General features: G+C 64.5%; 16 protein-coding genes. 10 read left to right on the plus strand and 6 right to left on the minus strand.

Going from position 1 to position 18,191, the window contains the following annotated elements; genetic code table 11:
• From QZT63_RS07970 to QZT63_RS07995, 6 genes are all read left to right on the plus strand, one after another.
• Positions 1-507 (plus strand): alginate lyase family protein (locus tag QZT63_RS07970; protein ID WP_290650107.1); only part of this gene is annotated, 507 nt, incomplete at its 5' end.
• A 286-nt stretch (positions 508-793) separates the two neighbouring features.
• The gene (locus QZT63_RS07975; RefSeq protein ID WP_290650108.1) at positions 794-1,123 is read left to right on the plus strand and encodes a c-type cytochrome; all 330 of its coding nucleotides are present in this window, start codon (positions 794-796) and stop codon (positions 1,121-1,123) included.
• Positions 1,124-1,273: 150 nt separating this feature from the next.
• On the plus strand, positions 1,274-1,708 hold the full coding sequence (locus QZT63_RS07980) for a plastocyanin/azurin family copper-binding protein (protein WP_290650109.1): 435 nt from the start codon (positions 1,274-1,276) through the stop codon (positions 1,706-1,708).
• On the plus strand, positions 1,708-2,181 hold the full coding sequence (locus QZT63_RS07985; protein WP_290650110.1) for a DUF2231 domain-containing protein: 474 nt from the start codon (positions 1,708-1,710) through the stop codon (positions 2,179-2,181). The genes QZT63_RS07980 and QZT63_RS07985 overlap by 1 nt, the downstream gene beginning before the upstream one ends.
• Positions 2,178-3,440, plus strand: a complete 1,263-nt coding sequence (locus tag QZT63_RS07990; RefSeq protein ID WP_290650112.1) for an NAD(P)/FAD-dependent oxidoreductase — start codon at positions 2,178-2,180, stop codon at positions 3,438-3,440. The genes QZT63_RS07985 and QZT63_RS07990 overlap by 4 nt, the downstream gene beginning before the upstream one ends.
• Before the next feature lie 413 nt (positions 3,441-3,853).
• Positions 3,854-4,939, plus strand: a complete 1,086-nt coding sequence (locus QZT63_RS07995) for a lipid A-modifier LpxR family protein (RefSeq protein WP_290650114.1) — start codon at positions 3,854-3,856, stop codon at positions 4,937-4,939.
• Between the two features lie 903 nt (positions 4,940-5,842).
• On the opposite strand, the gene QZT63_RS08000 is transcribed toward QZT63_RS07995, so the two are convergent.
• The 4 genes from QZT63_RS08000 to QZT63_RS08015 all read right to left on the minus strand — a co-directional run bounded on the left by QZT63_RS08000 (position 5,843) and on the right by QZT63_RS08015 (position 10,053).
• Positions 5,843-6,166 (minus strand): hexameric tyrosine-coordinated heme protein, encoded by a 324-nt coding sequence (locus QZT63_RS08000; protein WP_290650116.1) that lies wholly within the window; start codon positions 6,164-6,166, stop codon positions 5,843-5,845.
• Positions 6,167-6,483: 317 nt separating this feature from the next.
• Positions 6,484-7,551 carry a GntG family PLP-dependent aldolase gene (locus tag QZT63_RS08005; RefSeq protein WP_290650118.1) on the minus strand — a complete coding sequence of 356 codons (1,068 nt, stop codon included), beginning with the start codon at positions 7,549-7,551 and terminating at the stop codon, positions 6,484-6,486.
• Between the two features lie 70 nt (positions 7,552-7,621).
• Complete coding sequence (locus QZT63_RS08010) at positions 7,622-7,990, minus strand: hypothetical protein (RefSeq protein WP_290650119.1); 369 nt, start codon at positions 7,988-7,990, stop codon at positions 7,622-7,624.
• 476 nt (positions 7,991-8,466) lie between these two features.
• Positions 8,467-10,053, minus strand: a complete 1,587-nt coding sequence (locus QZT63_RS08015; RefSeq protein WP_290650121.1) for a hypothetical protein — start codon at positions 10,051-10,053, stop codon at positions 8,467-8,469.
• Between the two features lie 261 nt (positions 10,054-10,314).
• On the opposite strand from QZT63_RS08015, the gene QZT63_RS08020 reads away from it, so the two are divergent.
• On the plus strand, positions 10,315-11,328 hold the full coding sequence (locus QZT63_RS08020; RefSeq protein WP_290650123.1) for a hypothetical protein: 1,014 nt from the start codon (positions 10,315-10,317) through the stop codon (positions 11,326-11,328).
• A 15-nt stretch (positions 11,329-11,343) separates the two neighbouring features.
• On the plus strand, positions 11,344-13,461 hold the full coding sequence (locus QZT63_RS08025) for a C1 family peptidase (protein WP_290650125.1): 2,118 nt from the start codon (positions 11,344-11,346) through the stop codon (positions 13,459-13,461).
• A gap of 51 nt (positions 13,462-13,512) precedes the next feature.
• Here QZT63_RS08025 and QZT63_RS08030 read toward each other — a convergent pair whose 3' ends face one another.
• Entirely contained in the window at positions 13,513-14,985 is a 1,473-nt protein-coding gene (locus QZT63_RS08030; protein WP_290650127.1) for a c-type cytochrome, read from the minus strand.
• An 18-nt stretch (positions 14,986-15,003) separates the two neighbouring features.
• Positions 15,004-15,378 (minus strand): hypothetical protein, encoded by a 375-nt coding sequence (locus QZT63_RS08035; protein ID WP_290650129.1) that lies wholly within the window; start codon positions 15,376-15,378, stop codon positions 15,004-15,006.
• Positions 15,379-15,577: 199 nt separating this feature from the next.
• Between QZT63_RS08035 and QZT63_RS08040 the strand changes: the two genes are divergently transcribed.
• Positions 15,578-17,386, plus strand: a complete 1,809-nt coding sequence (locus tag QZT63_RS08040) for a peroxidase family protein (RefSeq protein WP_290650131.1) — start codon at positions 15,578-15,580, stop codon at positions 17,384-17,386.
• A gap of 1 nt (position 17,387) precedes the next feature.
• Positions 17,388-18,191, plus strand: an 804-nt coding sequence (locus QZT63_RS08045; RefSeq protein ID WP_290650133.1) for a hypothetical protein, incomplete at its 3' end; no start/stop codon positions are given.

Consider the following 18,191-nt stretch of genomic DNA (forward strand, 5'->3'; position numbering starts at 1 on the left):
CTGCTGCGCGAGGCGTTGATCGAGCTGGACAGCTATTTTTTCGCCCCCCGAGGCATTGGGGGCAGGGATCCGAAAATGCACCGCCATCACTGCGGTTCGGTTTATTTCCCCGCCGAGGTCACGCGCGCCGGGCGGGATCGCGGCCCGGGCGGCCGTGGCATGACCTACACCGCCTACACGCTGACGAGCCTGGTGCAGGCACTGGAGATCGCCCGCTATGCTGGTTTCGACTGGTGGGACAGGCAGGCGGAGAACGGGTTGACACCAAAAGAGGCGGTCGCGAGTTACATCCGTTGGATGGATCTGGGGGTGGAATTCCCCTGGCATGACGATCCATACCGCTACGAATCCGACGGGCCACGGCGCAACCCGCATGAAATCATCCACAACCACTTTCCGGGGTATGTGGACGGGTTGGACCGATGGCTGGCCCAACACCGGCCGGTCAACGGTCGCCAGGGTGATCCCTACGTCACCTTGAACCGCGGCGACGTCCACCCGCGGTGAGGGTTTGATGCGTCGAGTAGGTCGTGTTAATGCTGCGCCGCGCCGGACGGCTGTTGCAGTAGCCGCCTGTTGCCACCAAGTGGGCGAGGCGCCGGGCGCTGTTCTCTGCAGCGGCTGGGACCATCGTCTGCTCGCATGTCGCGGCGCTCGGCGTGACAGGCGCTTGTCGTGGGACCAAAGCTGGCCCCGGCGATAAGTACTTCCCCCAATGACGTCTCGGGGCGCACTCGGCTGTACTCCTTGTGAGTGGCGCAGACGACGAGACGATGAGCCGGGGGTGGAAGTCATGACGAGGCATACGGTGTTGGTGTCAACCGTGCTGGCGGGTGGCCTGCTGGGGTCTCTGGGCGCACAGGCCGTGGATATCGATGAGGCCAGGAGCCTGCATGAGCGAAATGGTTGCGTAAACTGCCACGCCGCCGATGAGCGCGTCGTCGGACCGAGTCACGCGGAGATTGCCGAACGGTACACGCTTGACGACTTGCCACAACTCGTCGAGAAGGTCCGCCAAGGAGGCAGCGGTAATTGGGGGGCTATACCCATGGTTCCGCATCCGCGGGTCAGTGAGGAGGAAATCGAGGTTATCGTTCGCTGGATACTCACCGAGCACGATTAGCCGCCCCGGACACTGTGTTGTGACTCAACGCAGAAGTGAGTCGGCACAGGCTCGCACCCATTGTCGCGGCGTGTATTCGACATTGGCGCTTCATCCTCGGCCGGTGATTTCGACTGGCACCCGCGCAGCCAACAATCAAGAGGTGGGCTGATGGCACCGACAAAAACCGCCTCACAGGGCATGCTGGTGGTGTTTACGCTGGCATTGGCAGCGTGCTCCGAGTCCGATCCGCCCACAGAGACCACCGCCGCCGACGATTCGGACGGGGACGCGGCCGCCATCGTCATCACCATGCATGATGATATGCGGTTCGACCCGCCAGCGGCAGAGATCCCAGCCGGCGCAGTCGTGGAATGGGTCAATCAAGGCGACATCCCGCATACCGCGACCGCAAGAGCGGGCAACGAACCGCTCGAACGACTGCCAGCAGGGGCTGACGAATGGGACTCCGGTTTGCTGGAGACGGGAGAACGCTTCCGCATGACCCTCGAGACCCCCGGAGAGTACCACTATATTTGTACGCTGCATCTCGCCAATGACATGGTGGGGCGCATCGAAGTGTTGCCCGCCGGGGAGTCGGATTGATGCGCATCCTTCATCCCCTGTTTGTGCACTTGCACATTGCTTTTCTGCTGATGGCGTTTTTCGCCATGTATCTCTGGCTTTTCCGGGGACTGCTGACAAGTGTGTTCGAGGATCGCCTGTATCGGCTCGCCCGCACCGCCACCTGGTTGGGGGTCATCACGATTGCCCTGTCCATGGTGGCGGGGCTTCGCGACGCTTTTTTCGGCACGATTGTACGCTTGTCGGGACCGCTCGGAGGCTGGATCACGATCAAGATCGTACTATCGGTCGTGCTGCTGGTGGTCTACACCGCGTTTCTGCGCCAGAGCGGTAAGAAACGCAGTTACCTCCAGGAGGATCGCCGAATCATGGCATGGTGCCTCGCCACCCAGTTTGTCGGCATTGTGCTGGTGGGCGTCATTACCACGATAGGAACCATGCTCGTCTATTACCAGGATGTATTGCCGCGGTTACCGGCGCCGTTTTTCTCATGAGCAGACGAGCGGCCAAAGTGCTGGTGCTCGGGGGCGGGTTCGCCGGTCTTTACGCCGCCACTTACCTCGCCCGTGCCGACGTGCCCGAGGGCGCCCTCGACGTCACACTGATCTCCGAGAGAAACTACTTCGCCTTTCTGCCGCTGCTACCCGAGGTGGTCGGAGGCGCACTGGGCCAGGAGGAAGTTGCGTTTCCCTTGCGCGCCTACGCACGTCGCACCGGATTCCGTTTCCTGCGCGCACGGGCGCAGAGCATCGACCCACAGGCTCGGCAGGTCCGCACGTCGCTTGCTGTTATCGATTACGACTTTCTAGTAGTCGCGCTCGGGGCACAGAGCAGCTTCCTGGGAAACGACGAAGTTGCCCGCAACAGTCTGCCAATGGTGTCGGTTCAGGACGCCCTGCGGCTTCGACGGCATCTTCTGCGTAGTGCCGAGAGCGCGGCACAGGAGCGTGACGCGTCCCGTCGCCGCCAGTTGCTCAGCGTCGTGGTGGCCGGCGGTGGTCCTTCTGGCGTGGAGGTGGCGACGGAAATCCAGTGTCTGCTGCAGCGGGTGTCCCGACGCGATCACGGCCTGGAGGAGTCTCCGAGCATCACGCTAATACACGGCGGCGATCGCATCTTGCTGGGCTGGGACGAAACACTTGCCGACGAGGGGTTGGATATCCTGCGCAAGCGAGGTATCGACGTGCGGCTGCGGACGCGAGTCGAAGGGTTCAATGGCACGACGGTGCAGGTTCGACCCAAAGGCGGGGACGCCGACCATTTGCGGGCGGGGACGCTGGTCTGGACTGCCGGGACGCGGCCGGCCACCGGTCCGCTGGCAGAATGCGGCGTGGAGTTACCGGATTCCGGACACATCCCGGTCGACGAGTATCTGTGCGCCCTTGGACAAGATCGCATTTTCGCTGCAGGCGACAACGCATGGCTCCCCGATCCCCGTACCGGTCAGCCGTACCCCCCGGTCGCGCCCATTGCCATCAGTCAGGGCATTCGCGTTGCCGCCAACATCGAAAACGCGACCGTGGGGCGGGAGCTTGAAGCCTATCAGGCACACCACGCGGGCAAGATAGTCTCCCTCGGGGGTGGCCAGGCACTGGTGGACATTCTCGGCTGGCACGCCGGTGGTCGTACAGCCTGGCTGCTCTATCGTGCCGTCACGCTCCTCCAGCTCGTTGGAGCACGCAACAAGCTGCGCGCGCTCACCAGCCTGCTGATCAACCGGCTATTCGAGCCAGCTGACATCTTCGATCACTAACCGTCTCGGCAAGGCCTCAAGTCGGTGCAACCCTCCTGCATCCGAGAATTCGCGAGGCCATATCCTGCTCTGCTAGCGGCATGGTGCCCATGGCATGGTCAAGGTTGACGTCCTGTGCGGGCCGCAGGCGTAGGGTAAAGCCCATGCGTGTGAGCCCCCGGACCCATCGTGGGCAGTGCTGCAGGGAACCATGACCACGGTGGCTCGTTCCCTGTTCGCTCACAACAAGCGCTGTCAGTCAGCATGCGCCCGCGCCGCCGGGGGATGCAGACTATGATTACTCTATGATTGATCGAGGGTTATTGTGGGCGTTGCAGCCATCATTGCGTAGGCTGAGATCCACGTGGGCGCACAGCGTACGGGGGTTGGCAGTCGCGTTCAGTAACGTGCGACAAAGGGCTCGTGCACGAGCGATGAGCGTCGCTTCCATTCTTTTGTCCCTGGCAACGTTGTTTGCGGCGAGCATCATCCCTTTCAATCAGGGCCTGGCGCACACCCGCGCGAGTGAGCCCCACGACACGGGTTGGACGCTTACCATTGACAATGATCCCGGTGGGCTCAGCGATGACCAGAATTACACGGGAGGTATCGGGCTGACACTTGCAGGGGACCGTGCCCGCCAATACCCTTTTTCTCTCGATCCAGTGCTCAGGGGGATTGACTGGCTGGCGCAATTGCACCGTTTGTATCCTGAGGAAGCCGCGCAACCCCTACACGCTTTCCAGATCGGGCTGGCCGCGTTCACGCCGGACGACATCGGAATCGAGGAACCAATACTTGACGACCATCCCTTTGGTTGCCTGCCGTTTATAAGCAATATGCGGCAAAGGGTTTTTCCCGAGGCAGCAGTCAGTTATCAGACGACCTTAATGTTCGGGGTGCTCGGCACCCCACTCTGCAAGGCGATTCAGCGACGGACACACAGGATTATCGACGCAACCGAGCCTCGCGGTTGGGGGAATCAGATCTCGGATGGCGGCGAACCAACGGCACGGTGGTCGCTGGTCCGGCACCAACCACTCTACCTGAGCCAAAACGAACACAACGGGGGCGACAAGCGGCTTGAACTTAGCAGTGCGTTGGAAGGTGCAGCTGGGCTGACTACTCAGCTTGGTGCGGGGCTGAGCGGGCGCTGGGGCCGAATACAGTCGCCGTGGTGGTCCTTTGCCCCTCACCACGCCGAGTATGTGAGCTTCGGCGGCCTCGCGACTGCCGCCGGATATGGCAGCGCGACGAGAGAGCTGTATGTGTACTTTGGTGGAGTAGCTCGTTGGCGCCTCTATAATGCGCTTTTGCAGGGTCAATTTCGTGACAGCCCGGTTACGTTTTCGCGAAATGAGTTGAACCCCTTTGTCGGTGAGGCATGGATTGGTATCACGGCCGATTTAACCCGCCGTCTTCAGGGTAGTTTGGCATTGCGCGTACGCTCCCGGGAAATCAGAGCCTCACGCGCCAACACACCATTTTGGCTGACTTTTGAGCTTCGCCGCCGCCCGTAAGTGCGCGTCTCAAAAACCACGATGGGCGGTTGTATTGGGTCACGCACAGAGGCGATGCAAAGCGTTAGAGCTCGCGCTGGTCGCCGTATTCGGTTAGTCAATGGCAGGCCCAGGAGCCGTCAGTTAAAGACGTGCGCCCCTGACTTGACAGCGCCAAGGATGAACGGGATCGCGTGCTCGCGTTCCTTCTTGTCCTTGTCGGTGCGAGCAACGCGAACGCGATGGAGCGACGATCGCCTTATTTGATGGCGCTGTCGATGTCTCCGAGCAGGCATCGAGCGACCCGGGAGCGTCGTTCTCCGCCGCGGTTGGGGTTGCCGTCTGCTTAGGCTTTGCGGCGTCCGGCGCTCCTCATAGGCAAACACAAGGAGAAAAACCGATTCATGTGACGTAGTTCTTATGCACAGTCGGGGTGCCTTTGTCTACACTACGTGAAAGAGGCCTTGGGGCTGACCGCCACAGTGGTGACCGCTACAGTGGGGATTGTCATCCGTGTGCTTGCATCAGCGGGTGCGTTGAGTGAACCCGGGACGCGCGGCAAGTGTTGACGTACAGAACGGTCTAGCCTAGAATGGTGCGTAGCAACATGGCGAGGGCAAAGTAATTGGGGGCCAGCAGGGTGGGCGCCGCATCCATCCCCCTCATGTGCGTACGATACTGAGTTTTGTGACTGCTTGGCTCCAGCCGGCCAGCTGGAGTCGAGCAGTAAACCGACTTGAATACCCCGCTGCTTGTGGCCGGCACGATGTCTCCTCCAGGGGACTCCCAAGTCCCCCTTCCGCCCCCTCCACCCGAGGGGGTTTTTTTTGCCCAGCCCCGGATGCCTGGGCTCGTGCGCCACCGCGGGCTCACCGCACCAGGTTGCGCGGTGGCCAGCGCACGGTCGTATATCTCTCAAGGGCTCTAATCGCGCCAGTAGTCATTGGCCTCGGCGACGGTGCGGAAGTGGACCGCCACGACGTGGGATGCGGCAATCAGCGAATCGGGGTCACGGGAGTATTGCTCACGCAGGTCGAACAATATGTCCCGATCCGTCTGTGTGGAGGTCACCCCCTTGCGCGCGAGGCTGAGGGCCAGTTCAAAACCCTCTTGCGGTGTCTCCGTGATCAGGCTTTGCAGGCCGTCCTGCGGTTTGTCGTCGTCCGCGGAGACAGGGGATAGGACAAGCAGCGCGAGCGCTGCAGCGACAACGCACTGGGAAAAGAACGAGTTCCCTGGGGATTGCATCGTGTCTACTCCTCTATCGCGATGGCGGCCCCGCCGCCGTTGATGAACCCGCGAGCCCTGTCAAGTTGTGCCTGTCGAGGGCTCGAAACGGGGAAACAGCATGCTGTCCTACCGATCAGTGCGTTCCGTTGCTGCCTCGTGGCGCCGACGGAAACCCGCAACGCATTCACCCGTATCCGTGTGGGCTGGGTTATCGTCTAACCGGCACGATCTCGCCGATCGGGTGTTTGCAGTGAACCGTTGCGGTGGCAGCTTGAACCGCGATGGTGCGCGTCCGCACGCTGTCCGCTCCGCCCCATACCTGGCCGGTACTTCGTTTATGAGGTACCGGCAACCGCTGCCGCCAACTGCTCCGCCGCCCGCAGGCAGTCGGCCCGGGTCACATCCAGATGTGTCACCGCGCGCAGGCGGGTTGCGCCCTCCACCCCGATGCGAATACCGGACGCCTGCAGTCGCGCGGCGATGTCGTCGGCCGAGCGCCCCGTCCCGGAGACATCCAGAAACACCATGTTGGTCTCTACCGGGTATGGGTCGACCCGTACGCCCGGGATCGCGGCTGCACGCTCGGCAAACGCGAGGGCATTGTCGTGGTCCTCGGCCAGTCGATCCACGTTGTGGTCCAGGGCATAGAGCCCGGCCGCGGCAAGTATGCCTGCCTGACGCATCGCACCCCCCAGGCGGTGCTTCCATACCCAGGCCGCATCGATGAACGGCCTGTCGCCGGCCAGGAGGGCACCGACCGGGCAGCCCAGTCCCTTGGAGAGATCCAGCCAGACGCTGTCGAACGGCAGCGCATGATTACGGGCGCTGACCCCACTGGCCACCTCCGCGTTGAGCAGTCGGGCGCCGTCCATGTGCAGCATCAGTCCAGCGGCTCTGGTGCTGGCTGCCACCTCCCGTATGGCGTCGATCGGCCACACGCTGCCGCCGCCCTGGTTGTGGGTCTGCTCGACGACCACGAGCCGCGTACGCGGCGACTTGGGCCCTGAAGGCCGGATCGCCGCATGCAGGTCGGTGGCGCGGAACACCCCACGGTAGGCTGGCAACGCGCGCACGAAAGCCCCGGCCAACGCCGCAGCGCCGGCGCCCTCGGACGTAAGCACGTGGCTGGATTCTGCGGCCAGGATTTCGTCGCCGGGGCGGCAGTGGACCAGCAAGGCGATCTGGTTGCACATGGTGCCGGAGGGCAGAAATATCGCTTGCTCCTTGCCGAGCAGCGTCGCCACCCGTTCGCAAAGCGCGGTGACCGTGGGATCTTCATGGCGCTGCTCATCGCCGACGTCGGCTGCCGCCATCGCCTCGCGCATGGCCCCACCAGGACGCGTCGCCGTGTCGCTGACGAGGTCCACGCAGCAACGGCCGTGTTGCTCCTTGGCTGTACGCACGCAACCCCCTTGGCCGGAGGCCATCAACTCGTCGCGTCCCGAAACGTGCGACAACGCAGCACCGTGTCGCTCAGACGATCACCCAGCCCAGGAAGAACAGCCCCGCGAGCACGAGCAGAACGAGCTGCGCATGTGCAAGGCCCGCGACGGAAAGGCCCCAGCCCAAGCGATACGCGTAAATGCTTTGCGGGTTTCCGTCGGCGCCACGAAGCGGCAGTTGTTCGACAACGGATGCGAGGACCCGCGATAGCAACACCGCGCAAAGCAGCGCCAGGGCGAATACACCGATCGCAAGTATCAGGAAAACGCGCGCGACGCCACCTACACCGCCTTGCAATACGATTACACACCCCGCAGCCGCTGCCAGGTCGATGCCGATCAGCCACCGGCTCCATTCACTCAGTGTCTGGACGGCGGCTTTCTGACTTTCCTTATCCATACACGGACCCAGGGTTGGGCAACACGTCAATGCGACTGGGAGCCGCCCGCGCGGAGGGCGCGCAAACACGAATTCGCATCAACGAGAAGCCAAGTGCCCTCGCCGGCGCGATCGAGGCTCGCACCGATCGTAGTATGTAACGCGCGCCCCGACCCGCTGAGTGTAGTTGCCTGTTGGGCACGTGTCGCCACTGGCGCCTGGAATCAGGCAGGGCGAACCAGGGCGCCCTCCGAGGGGTGGCGCGCGCTCACCCCAGGCCGTGCATTGCGGGAACTTGCCGTGTTCGGACGCGGAGTGCGTCCAGACGTCGATCAGGTCGGCAACACGCGTTAGTCTGGTTCCTCTCTGGGTTGGTCGCGCGCCGCCCATAGCCCCGACGCGCCCCAGCGCTGCTGCCGTGCGGCAGCGATGGGGCCACGATGTCACCGCCATAATCGTCCTTGTGCGGGTGGCGCGCGCAGCGTCATGTCGGCGCCTCAATAGCGCGATGCCGGCAGCCACACGTCGGCCCGTTGCCATGCCGCCTCGAAGGCGTCGGCGGCATCGGCGGCCTCCGCCTCCTTGTCCTGGGCGGTGAGGGCGTGCGTGAGCCCCCTCAGCGACCAGCCATTGCGCGGGTGCACCTCTAGCGCTTCGCGGTAGACCGCTTCTGCCGCCTCCGGTTGGCCGCCCTCGAGCAGCACGGCGCCGAGGACGTGCCGCGCCGGGATCGGCCAGGGCTCGGGCTCGCTGTAGCCCAGCCCGTCTTCCAGGGTGACGGCCTCGCGCAGGTAGGATTCGGCCGCATCCACCTCCTCGTGCGCGGCGGCGATCTCGCCCGCAAGGATGTTCTCCGCGATGCCGAGCAGATCGCGTTGCGAATGCAGGAAGAAGTGATACATCGCCTCTTCGGGGGTGTTCTCCCGAATGCCTCGAACGGTCTCCAGCGCCTCCTTGGCCGCCTCCGGGTCGTCCGTTCGCAGGTGCGCGAGCCCACCCGCGAAGTGCCACATGGCGGCCTGGAAGGCCTCCTCGGGCTCGGTTGTCTCCTCGAGAAGCTGATCCCACCGGCCGAAGCGGGCGAGCTGGAGCGCGTAGTGGAACGCATCCGCCGGGCGCTCGCGGGCGATGTCCTGCGCGGCCGAGAGCGCCACGCCGCTTTGCCCGTCCATCCAGGCGGCGTAGACGATCATTAACGTGTTGTGCGTGCCGTAGACACTGATGCCCTCGCCGTAATCCGCGGCCTGATCCACCTTGCGCGCCTTTTGGTTGGAGCGCACACCGTCGCCGTAGCGGCCGATGTTCATGTAGATGTGCGAGGGCATGTGCTGGATGTGGCTAACACCCGGGATGGTGTCGGCCAATCCATCCGCGCAGGCCTCGGCGCGCTCGGGTTGCCAGGCCTCCACCGTGTGGATGTACAGGTGACAGGCGCCGGGATGGCCGAGATCCTCTTCCAGCACCGCTTCGAGCTCGTCGATCACGGTACGGGTCTGCGGATAAGGTGCGCCGTCGTCCTGGTACAGGTCCCAGGGCCGGTACATCATCAGCGACTCCGCATAAAGCGTGCGCACGTCGTGATCATCGTCATGGGCGGCTGCCGCCGCGCCCATCGCCTCGGCGTAGCGTTCGGTCGCCGCCTCCTGGCCACCCGAGCCGGCATGGCGGGCGGCCATGGCCTCGATGAGCGCCTGCTCCCACGGCTGCACGCCGTCGGCGCGATCGCGCGCGTTCTGCGCCGCCTCCCCGGCGTCCTCCTGGGCACCGACACCACCCGGGTTGTTCTGATACGGCCCAAGCGCCCAGGCCTCACCCCAGTAGCACATGGCGCAGTCCGCATCATGGCCCTGGGCGATGCGGAACGAGGCGGCCGCCTCCTGCCGGGCGAACCCGTAGGCGAGGCGGAGCCCCTGGTTGAAGTAGGCCTGGGCGCGCTCGGACTCGGTGGTGATCGCCCGACCGTACTCCCCCATGTTGTCGTACAGTGGCATTGCATCGTCAGTCTGGGCGGACGGGGACGTGAAGCCGGCGAACGCGGTCACGACGAGCCCCGCGGCGGCGCTCAGTACAGTTGAATGTTGCATGGCATCACCTCGACGCAACAAAGTCTGTCACTACCAGCATAGTTAAGCCCGCCGAGCGTCACTTGCCCACGGCTGTGTCCTGTCTGCCTGGCTTTGCCAACCCGTGCTGCAGTGCGCGGGGCAGGGAAGTGCGGTGGGGCCTCCATAACCGGGGCGCACCATGACGAACAACAGACGGATAGCCGCCGAGCACAGGTATATTTTTACCCGTCCGTGTGCTAGATAAAGCAAATAGCAGCCACGATGCACGGGGGTATGGTGATGACCAGGATCTCATTTACCGACCTCGAGCATATGCTGGCGGACGTGGATATCTCCGACGAGGACATCGCGGAGTATCTTGAATTTCTTCCGAATGATGACAATCCCTTCGAGCCCCTGGCCAGGCCAGATCCGGACAAAGTCGAGGTCCGCGGTCCGCTGGAGGAGTTTCAGGCAGAGGCGGCGGTCGCGAGCCGCGCGGTGAGCACCTGGGCGCGCTGGCGGCGGCGCCGGCGCTTCGAGCGAGCCCTGCGTGACAATTCCAAGCCGATCCTGTACGCCGAGGGCGATTCCTGGCTCCAGTTTCCGTTCCTGTACAAAGACCTCGTCGACCAACTCGACGCCGATCATTTGATCCACTGCACGAGCCAGCCGGGCGATACGCTCAAGAACATGGTGTTCAGCCGCAGAGGCTCCGAGTACCTGCGAGAGCTCAATGATCTACTGCGCAACCGCCAGCTTCCGGTGAAGGCGTTCCTGTTCTCGGGCGCCGGCAATGACGTGGTCGGCGTCGACGACAACGGCGAGGCGACGCTGGCGCGGATCGTCAGGCGCTACGAGCCGAGCCAGAGCATCGAATGGCATATCGAAACAGACGGCTTGATTGAGACACTCGCCTTCATCGAAAAGGCCTACCTGAAGGTTCTAAATGACATCGAGGAATCCTTCTCGACGGCTGAATTCCCGGATTTCAGGGTCGTCATCCACGGCTATGATTACTCGCCGACGCGCGGTGTACCCGATGGTGATCCAAAGCGGCCCCGATACGCCCGCGACTGGACCGGCAAGCCTCTTACCGATCTCGGTTTTCCTGACAACGCCACGGCGAGCAAGGTGGTGGCCGTACTCATCGACCGGCTGAATGAACTCACCGCACGAGTCTGTGGAGCGTTTCCAAGGGCCGTCTTCGCGGATCTGCGGGGTGCCGTTTCGGCGAACGCCTGGGCCGACGAGCTGCACCCCAATAACACGGGGTTTGCCAATGCGGCCGAGAAGTTCCGGACCTTCCTCTAGCCTGAGCGATTACGTGTGCACTGGAATGACGAGCGCGCCGCTCCCCTGGCCCGCGGCCTGACGACGGCGGATCGCGACAGACTCGATTGGCTGCTGGCCCGGGCGGAGGAGGGCGAGTCCCCGCCTCCCGAGAGCGGCGGGCGATGGCTCAACGTGCGCCCGGATCCCATCGATTTCCGTGACCGGACTTATGAGCCAGGGCTGCAGCCGTTGCGCGCGCGGCTCGCGCCCGATGGCGCGCTGCTCGACGACATTGCGGTGCGCGACCAGGGCGATTCCAAGGCTTGTACCGGCATGGCGCTCGCGCTGGCGATAGACTTCCTGCGCATGCGCCGCGGGCGGGCCGACGACGCAGATCCACAGCTGCGGCCAGAACCGGTCAGCGCCCGGATGCTCTACGAGATGGCCCAGGCCTTCGACGAGTTTCCCGATGACGGCCTCAGGGGCTCCAGCATGCGGGGCGCCCTGCGCGGCTTCTTCCACAACGGCGTGTGCGAGGCGCAGCCGCGGGACGACGACTTCATGCCGCCGCCGTGGCTCCTCACCGCCGAACGGGCGAGGAACGCGCGCAAGGTATCGCTGGGGGTTTACCTGCGCCTGAGGCATGTGCTCCTGGACTACCACGCAGCCTTGAACGAGATCGGCGTCCTCGTCGTCACTGCGCGCATCCATGAGGGCTGGCATCAGGTCGCTGATGGCAAGATCCCGTGGAGTGGGACAGAGAAGGGCCTTGGCCTGCATGCATTCGCGTTGGTTGGGTACGACGACCATGGTTTTCTGGTCTGCAACTCCTGGGGCCGGGAGTGGGGCGGGTGGACCGACAGCGGCGAACGGCGCTGGCCCGGCATAGCGCGCTGGAGCTATGACGACTGGCAGCGCAACGCCGTCGATGCGTGGGCGATTCGCCTTGCCGTGTCGCCCCCCAGGTTCTTCAATGCCATAGGCGGCTTCCACGCCAGCACCGCGCGGCCCGAAACCGCGTTCAGTCAGACGCCGCCGCGCATTGCCATCAACGGTCATTACTTGCATGTTAAAGATGGCCGTCTCGTGCAAAGCGGCGTATTCAACAGTTCTATGGAATCCGTACACGAGACCCGCGACCTGCTCGCAAGCCACACCGACTACCGCCACCTTGTCTTCGTGATCGACAGCGGTCTCGAATCCAGAGACACCATGGTGCAGCGCGCGGCGGTGCTGACGCCTTACATGAAGGCCGTGAAGGCCTATCCCATGTTCGTGTTCTGGCGGGAAGACGCCTTTGAGGTGACCAGTGAACTGCTCGAGGATCGCTACGAGCGCTTGGCCGCCCGCACGGGCGGGTTTGAGTCGCTGCGCGACATGCTGCTGGAGCGTTTCGCGAAGGAGTTCCTGCCGCCCGTGTGGCGCACATTCGAGGGCGAGGTGGAACGAGCGTTTACGACCCATGATCCCACGCGTGGCCGGGCATGGCGCGCGGTGCGTGAGTTGCTCGCCGGCGCACGGTCCCGCCAGGATCCGCTCTCCGCCCACTTTGTCGCCCACGGCGCCGGTGCCATCTGGCTCGTCGCGCTGCTGCAGCGGATCGGCCGCGCCAAGGACCTGTGGACAACAGAGGGAAACACGCAGTCGCTGCGCCGCAAGGCGATCGCCACCATCGATCTGCTGGCGCCCGTTTGTACGAAGCAGGCGTTGGAGGACGCCCTCAAGGTGACGTGGGGCGCCAAGCCGCAAGCTCACAAGCGCGGCGCTCCTGAGCCGCTTGCCGTATACACTCTGAGTGCCGAGGACGAGGCGGCCGACCGGGTGGGTGCCTTCCGCGGATCCTTTCTTGAGCTTGCCCGCCGCGTGTTTCCAATCGACGGGCAAGTTGAGGCGGAAGTCGCGGGTCACGAAACGGTGGCAAGAGCGCTCGCGCCCGAGGGGCGGCGTGATCGCGCGCAATTCGTGGTGACTGACAAGCCCATCGGCGCGAAGTGCCGCACGCATCGCGGCATGGCCAATGATGTGGGTGTCCTTGCCACAGTACTGACCCGCATTACCCAGTGTGGCCCCGGCGTCACCCCCTCGCCCCTGCATCTGCCCCAGAGCGCTCTGCCGGATGCAGACGGCACGAGCCGCAGCGATGAGCCGGGGGAGCGCTCGAGGCGGTCATAGGGCGGGCGACGCAGCTTCGCCAGTCCGGGCCAGACACCTCAATCGGTTTGATCAGCGCGTCTTCAGGTACTCGATCAGTGCCTCCTTGTCTTCGGCGGACAACTCGGTCCCGAACTGCGGGCCTTCATGCCCTGCGTTGCTGTTGCCAGGCTCGCGCGTGTCGTAGTGGAACCCCAGGCGCTGCGCTTCCTCGCCCTGGTGTATGAAACCCATGCGCTCTGGGTGGTACACGTCATAACCCCGGTAGAAGGTCTCGGGCCGGCGCTCGGCGGGTTCCAGCATGTCCTCCAGGGTCGGAACCGAGCCATTGTGCAGATAAGGCGCCCGCAGCCAGATGCCGTCGAGGGGCTTGGCCACGTAACCGTCGGTCTTGACGAAGGCGTTGAAGTCCCAGGGGTAGTCGCGGGCGTAGTCGTTGTAGCGCTCGGCCGCCTCGGTGGTCCACATCTCCAGGCGGTGGTGGTCCGTGCCGATCTCCTGCAGCGGGATAACTGTGCCGGTGCGGGCACCATCGGTGGCATGGCACGTGGCGCAGTTCTGGCGGAACACGGCTTCGCCTTGTGCCGCTAGCTCTTTGTCCAGCTGGTCAAGGAATGGGTAGGGCGGGGGTTCCTTGTGCCGGATGAACGCCTCCAGCTCCGCGAGGCGCTCCACCGGCAGTGACTTCGGTCGCGCCCCGTCGCCGACGGCGCCGCTCAACACCACTTCCGTCAGAGAGTCGTTGAGTCCGTCCCAGTGCAGCGAGTAGCCTTCCTGACGGTCCATGGCCCAGATCGGCATGATGTCTGAATTGCCGATGGTCGTGTCCGCGGCCGGGTCCAGTCCCAGCAGATCGGGGTGAAACTTCACCGGGTTGAACGGATCGATGCGGCCCGGCCCCCAACGTGGCCGGCTCTCGGTCCAGGCAAAGCGCTCCGCCTGCTCCAGCAGTCCGTCGCGGGTGCGCGGAATGATAAGGAATCGGTACAGCAGGCGGTCCAGCCAGGACAGCTGCACCTCGTCACGGATGTGCTCGAGTACAGCGCCAGGGGTAAATCCCGGATCCGAGGCTGCAGCCGACAGAAAACGCAGGTAAGCCTGGGGGTCGAACGTCTGGGACGGGCCCGTGGCGACGATGATGGGCGTTGCCTCCGGCGCCGTGCGGTAGGTGGCGGCGTGGCAGGCCGCGCAGTTGATACCCACGCGCGGAAATCCGATGGTCTTCTTGGAGAATCCCACCGGCGTCGGTTGATCCGCCTCCCAGGCCATGCCCAGCGAACGGTATCCGCCATCACCGGGCAGGTGCTCCGGGAACATCCGCGGCAGCACAATCCAGACATAGTAGGGAATGCCCTCCTCCTGTTCGGTGCCGATGGAGCCATACCGGTAGTAGGCTTCCATGCCATCGATTGTTTGTGGCACCTCCCGGAACAGCTTGTACCAAGCGGTGGTCCCGACAACCACGCCAAGCGTCAGCACTACCCCCAGCACCGTGCCCCAGCGTCGGCGTCGCTTGTACGGATCAGCGTACCCTGTGTTTGCCATTGCGTATCCCTCGAATGATTAAAGGCGGGGCTGCCGCAGGGCAAGCAGCAGCAGTACGCCCTGGCTGAGGCCGAAGAACAAATCGATGAATGCAAAAAGGAGGTATTGCGGGTGCAGGACCAGAAAGAAGCACACTCCGGCAAAACGCGCGGCGACCGTTAGCCAGGCGACCGGGAGATACCGGAACGGGTCGAAGGCCGCGACCACGTAGAACAGGCTCAGCAGGATGATGAGCAAGCTGGCGAAGGCCGGCCACACAGCGTTGGCGACCGCGGTGCCGCCCACAAGGGCGATGACGGTGTTGGGTACGAAGACGCCGGGGATGGCCAGCAACAGGTTGACCGCCACTCCCAGCAGCACCATCCGCCTGAACCAGAGGGCGTAGTCTTTCATGTAGCGGTTCAGCCTGCATGTGTGCCTGGGCCGCGAACCCCAGGACATCCTTATCGAGATTAGGTATAGCACGTTGCCAATTTTCTGCGCGCGTACTATACATACTCATCCAGCGTCACCTCCGCCTGATTCGACGGCGGAGAACTCCGGAAACTAACAATAACGCTCGCGGTCCCTGGCTGCAGGGAAGGAAGATCTTATGGGCGCTCGGCGTGGTCCTGGCCTTCTGGGTGGGTTGTTTCGGCGCATCAACAGGCGCATCATCTGGCACCGCTTCTCCTTCCCCCTTGCGGTGCTCAACCTGGTCGGCCTGCGCAACAACCTGCGCTGGCACAACCTCCATGACACCGAGCGGGCTACCCCGCAGGCGCCGGATCCGGGGGATTTCGACATCCGCCATTGCCGCACCTCCGACGGCAGCTACAACGATCTTGCGGCGCCCCACATGGGCCGTGCCCATACGCGGTTCGGGCGCAACGTCCCCATCCCGGAGACCTTCGGTGAGACCGGGGACGCATTGATGACCCCCAGTCCGCGGGTGGTGAGCCGACGGTTGATGACCCGTAAGCAATTCACGCCGGCTACGACGCTCAACGTGCTGGCGCCCGCCTGGCTGCAGTTCATGGTGCACGACTGGTTCAGCCATGGCGCCAACGACACCGAGGCCGAGCGCCACGTGGTGCCCCTGGACAAGGACGACGACTGGCCCTGGGAGCGCATGACGGTATTGCGCTCCCGCAAGGATCCCAGCCGCTCGGCAGCCGATGAGGGCTTCCCCGATACCTTTATCAATACCGAGACGCAGTGGTGGGATGGCTCCCAGATCTATGGCAGCAACCTGCGCCGCCAGCACCTGGTGCGTACCGATCCCAACACCGGGGAGTTGCTGCCGGACGGCAAGCTCTACGTGCAGCCGGACGGCCACCTGCCCCTGGACGAGCACGGCATTGAGCTGGCCGCCGCGAACGGCAATTGGTGGGTGGGCCTGTCCATCATGCACACCCTGTTCGCGCTGGAGCACAACGCCATCGTCGATCGGCTGCGCATCGACTTTCCGCACAAGGACGGCGAGTGGCTGTTCCAGCGCGCACGCCTGGTAAATGCCGCACTGATGGCCAAGATCCACACGGTGGAGTGGACGCCGGCGCTGCTCGACACCCCGGAGTTGCGGCTGGGAATGCGCGCCAACTGGTGGGGGCTTATGGACGAGCACTTCTATCGCTCCCATGGCCGGGTCAGCGACAGTGAGCTCGTGAGCGGCATCGTCGGCTCGCCGGTCGACCATCACGCCGCACCCTATTCAATCACCGAGGAGTTCAGCGCGGTTTACCGCATGCACCCGCTGATCCCCGACGACTACAGCTTCCGTCGGCTGGCCGACGACAGCCTCATCAAGGAATGCGGGCTGCCGGACGTCGCGGGCACGCGCACACACGAACTCTACGAGGACGTGCCCCTGATCGATGCCATCTACTCCCTGGGCAGCAGCCACCCTGGGGCGCTGATTCTGCAAAACTTCCCGCGTCATTTGCAGCAGCACGCCAAGCAGGCGCCGCACCATCGGGTTATCGATCTGGCGTCCGTGGATATCCTGCGCGACCGGGAGCGCGGCGTGCCGCGCTATTGCCGTTTCCGCCGCTTGATCGATATGCCGGCGCCCACGTCCTTCGCCGAGCTCACCGACAACCCGGAGTGGCAACGGGAGCTGGAGGCGGTCTACGGCGACGTGGAGCAGGTGGATCTGCTCGTGGGCTGCCTGGCGGAGACGCCCCCGCCGGGTTTTGCCTTCAGCGACACCGCGTTTCGCATCTTCGTGTTGATGGCGTCCCGGCGGCTTAAGAGTGACCGATTCTTCACCGACGACTATACGCCCGAGGTCTATACCCCGGCCGGCCTGGCCTGGATCGACGACAATGACATGAAGTCCGTGCTTTGCCGTCACTATCCGGCCCTGAAGCCGAAGCTTGATGGGGTGCGCAACGCGTTCTTTCCTTGGGCGAGGGCGTGACGTGGCACGGCGTATCGCCATCCCCGGCCTGATCAATCTGCTGCGGGTGGACGACGCCCGGGAGATTCGCGCCCTGGACGCGGAGTCGCGCGTGGATCGCAGCCTCGAGCCCCGGGGCGGGCTGATCAACCGTCTGCGGCTGCGGCGCATCGCACAGGCGTTCGTCGTCGACGGCCACCTGCTCCCCGCTTTCCTGCGTCGCGATGCCCCCAACCGGGAGCGGGAGCGCGCGTCCCTGGAGGCGCGGCTGAACGAGCGAGTCGCCGCTGGCACCTGGAGTGACGATCCGGCCTTCGCGACCCTGGTTGCCGGCGCCCGCGGCGAGGTGGACGAGCAGGCGCTGGGCGTTGCGGCCCAAGGGCTGCTCGGGCGCCTGTTCAAGCCCGGTTACGAGGCCGACCCCGCCAGCTACGAGGCCGCTTGCGTGCTGGACCGCTATCCGCGAGTCAACGCGCTGCGGGCCCTGGGGTGGGCCTGGAGCGGGCGCCTGCGGCACGCCCGCCAGCTACTCCGTGAGCGCGCGGACGGGGATGGCCACGCCGTGCACGCCACCGCCATTGCCCTTCACAATTTGGTCCGCACGGTCCAGGCGATGGCCGCGCTGCGGGCCGACCCGAGCCGGCGCGGTCGCACGCGCCCGGCGGCGATGCTCGCCCAGTGCCTGGCCGCCCCGGACACGGTATTGCGCCTGGCCCGCGAGCCCCTGTCCACGCCGGCCGCGCCGCGGCGGCTGCAGGGCGGCGAGTTGATCCTTTTCCGGGTGCAGGATTGCGTACGTGCCTCCGGCGACACCCGCCTGGCGTTC

It is taken from the genome of Aquisalimonas sp. (genome assembly GCF_007120195.1).
Classification (GTDB): Bacteria; Pseudomonadota; Gammaproteobacteria; order Nitrococcales; family Aquisalimonadaceae; genus Aquisalimonas.

Bases quoted from the DNA above. Each gene is read 5' to 3' on its own strand.
- QZT63_RS07985 (WP_290650110.1), top strand. From the start codon at position 1,708: ATGCGCATCCTTCATCCCCTGTTTGTGCACTTGCACATTGCTTTTCTG.
- QZT63_RS07995 (WP_290650114.1), top strand. From the start codon at position 3,854: ATGAGCGTCGCTTCCATTCTTTTGTCCCTGGCAACGTTGTTTGCGGCG.
- QZT63_RS08030 (WP_290650127.1), bottom strand. From the start codon at position 14,985: ATGGCAAACACAGGGTACGCTGATCCGTACAAGCGACGCCGACGCTGG.
- QZT63_RS07990 (WP_290650112.1), top strand. From the start codon at position 2,178: ATGAGCAGACGAGCGGCCAAAGTGCTGGTGCTCGGGGGCGGGTTCGCC.
- QZT63_RS08015 (WP_290650121.1), bottom strand. From the start codon at position 10,053: ATGCAACATTCAACTGTACTGAGCGCCGCCGCGGGGCTCGTCGTGACC.
- QZT63_RS08010 (WP_290650119.1), bottom strand. From the start codon at position 7,990: ATGGATAAGGAAAGTCAGAAAGCCGCCGTCCAGACACTGAGTGAATGG.
- QZT63_RS08000 (WP_290650116.1), bottom strand. From the start codon at position 6,166: ATGCAATCCCCAGGGAACTCGTTCTTTTCCCAGTGCGTTGTCGCTGCA.
- QZT63_RS07975 (WP_290650108.1), top strand. From the start codon at position 794: ATGACGAGGCATACGGTGTTGGTGTCAACCGTGCTGGCGGGTGGCCTG.
- QZT63_RS07980 (WP_290650109.1), top strand. From the start codon at position 1,274: ATGGCACCGACAAAAACCGCCTCACAGGGCATGCTGGTGGTGTTTACG.
- QZT63_RS08035 (WP_290650129.1), bottom strand. From the start codon at position 15,378: ATGAAAGACTACGCCCTCTGGTTCAGGCGGATGGTGCTGCTGGGAGTG.
- QZT63_RS08040 (WP_290650131.1), top strand. From the start codon at position 15,578: ATGGGCGCTCGGCGTGGTCCTGGCCTTCTGGGTGGGTTGTTTCGGCGC.
- QZT63_RS08020 (WP_290650123.1), top strand. From the start codon at position 10,315: ATGACCAGGATCTCATTTACCGACCTCGAGCATATGCTGGCGGACGTG.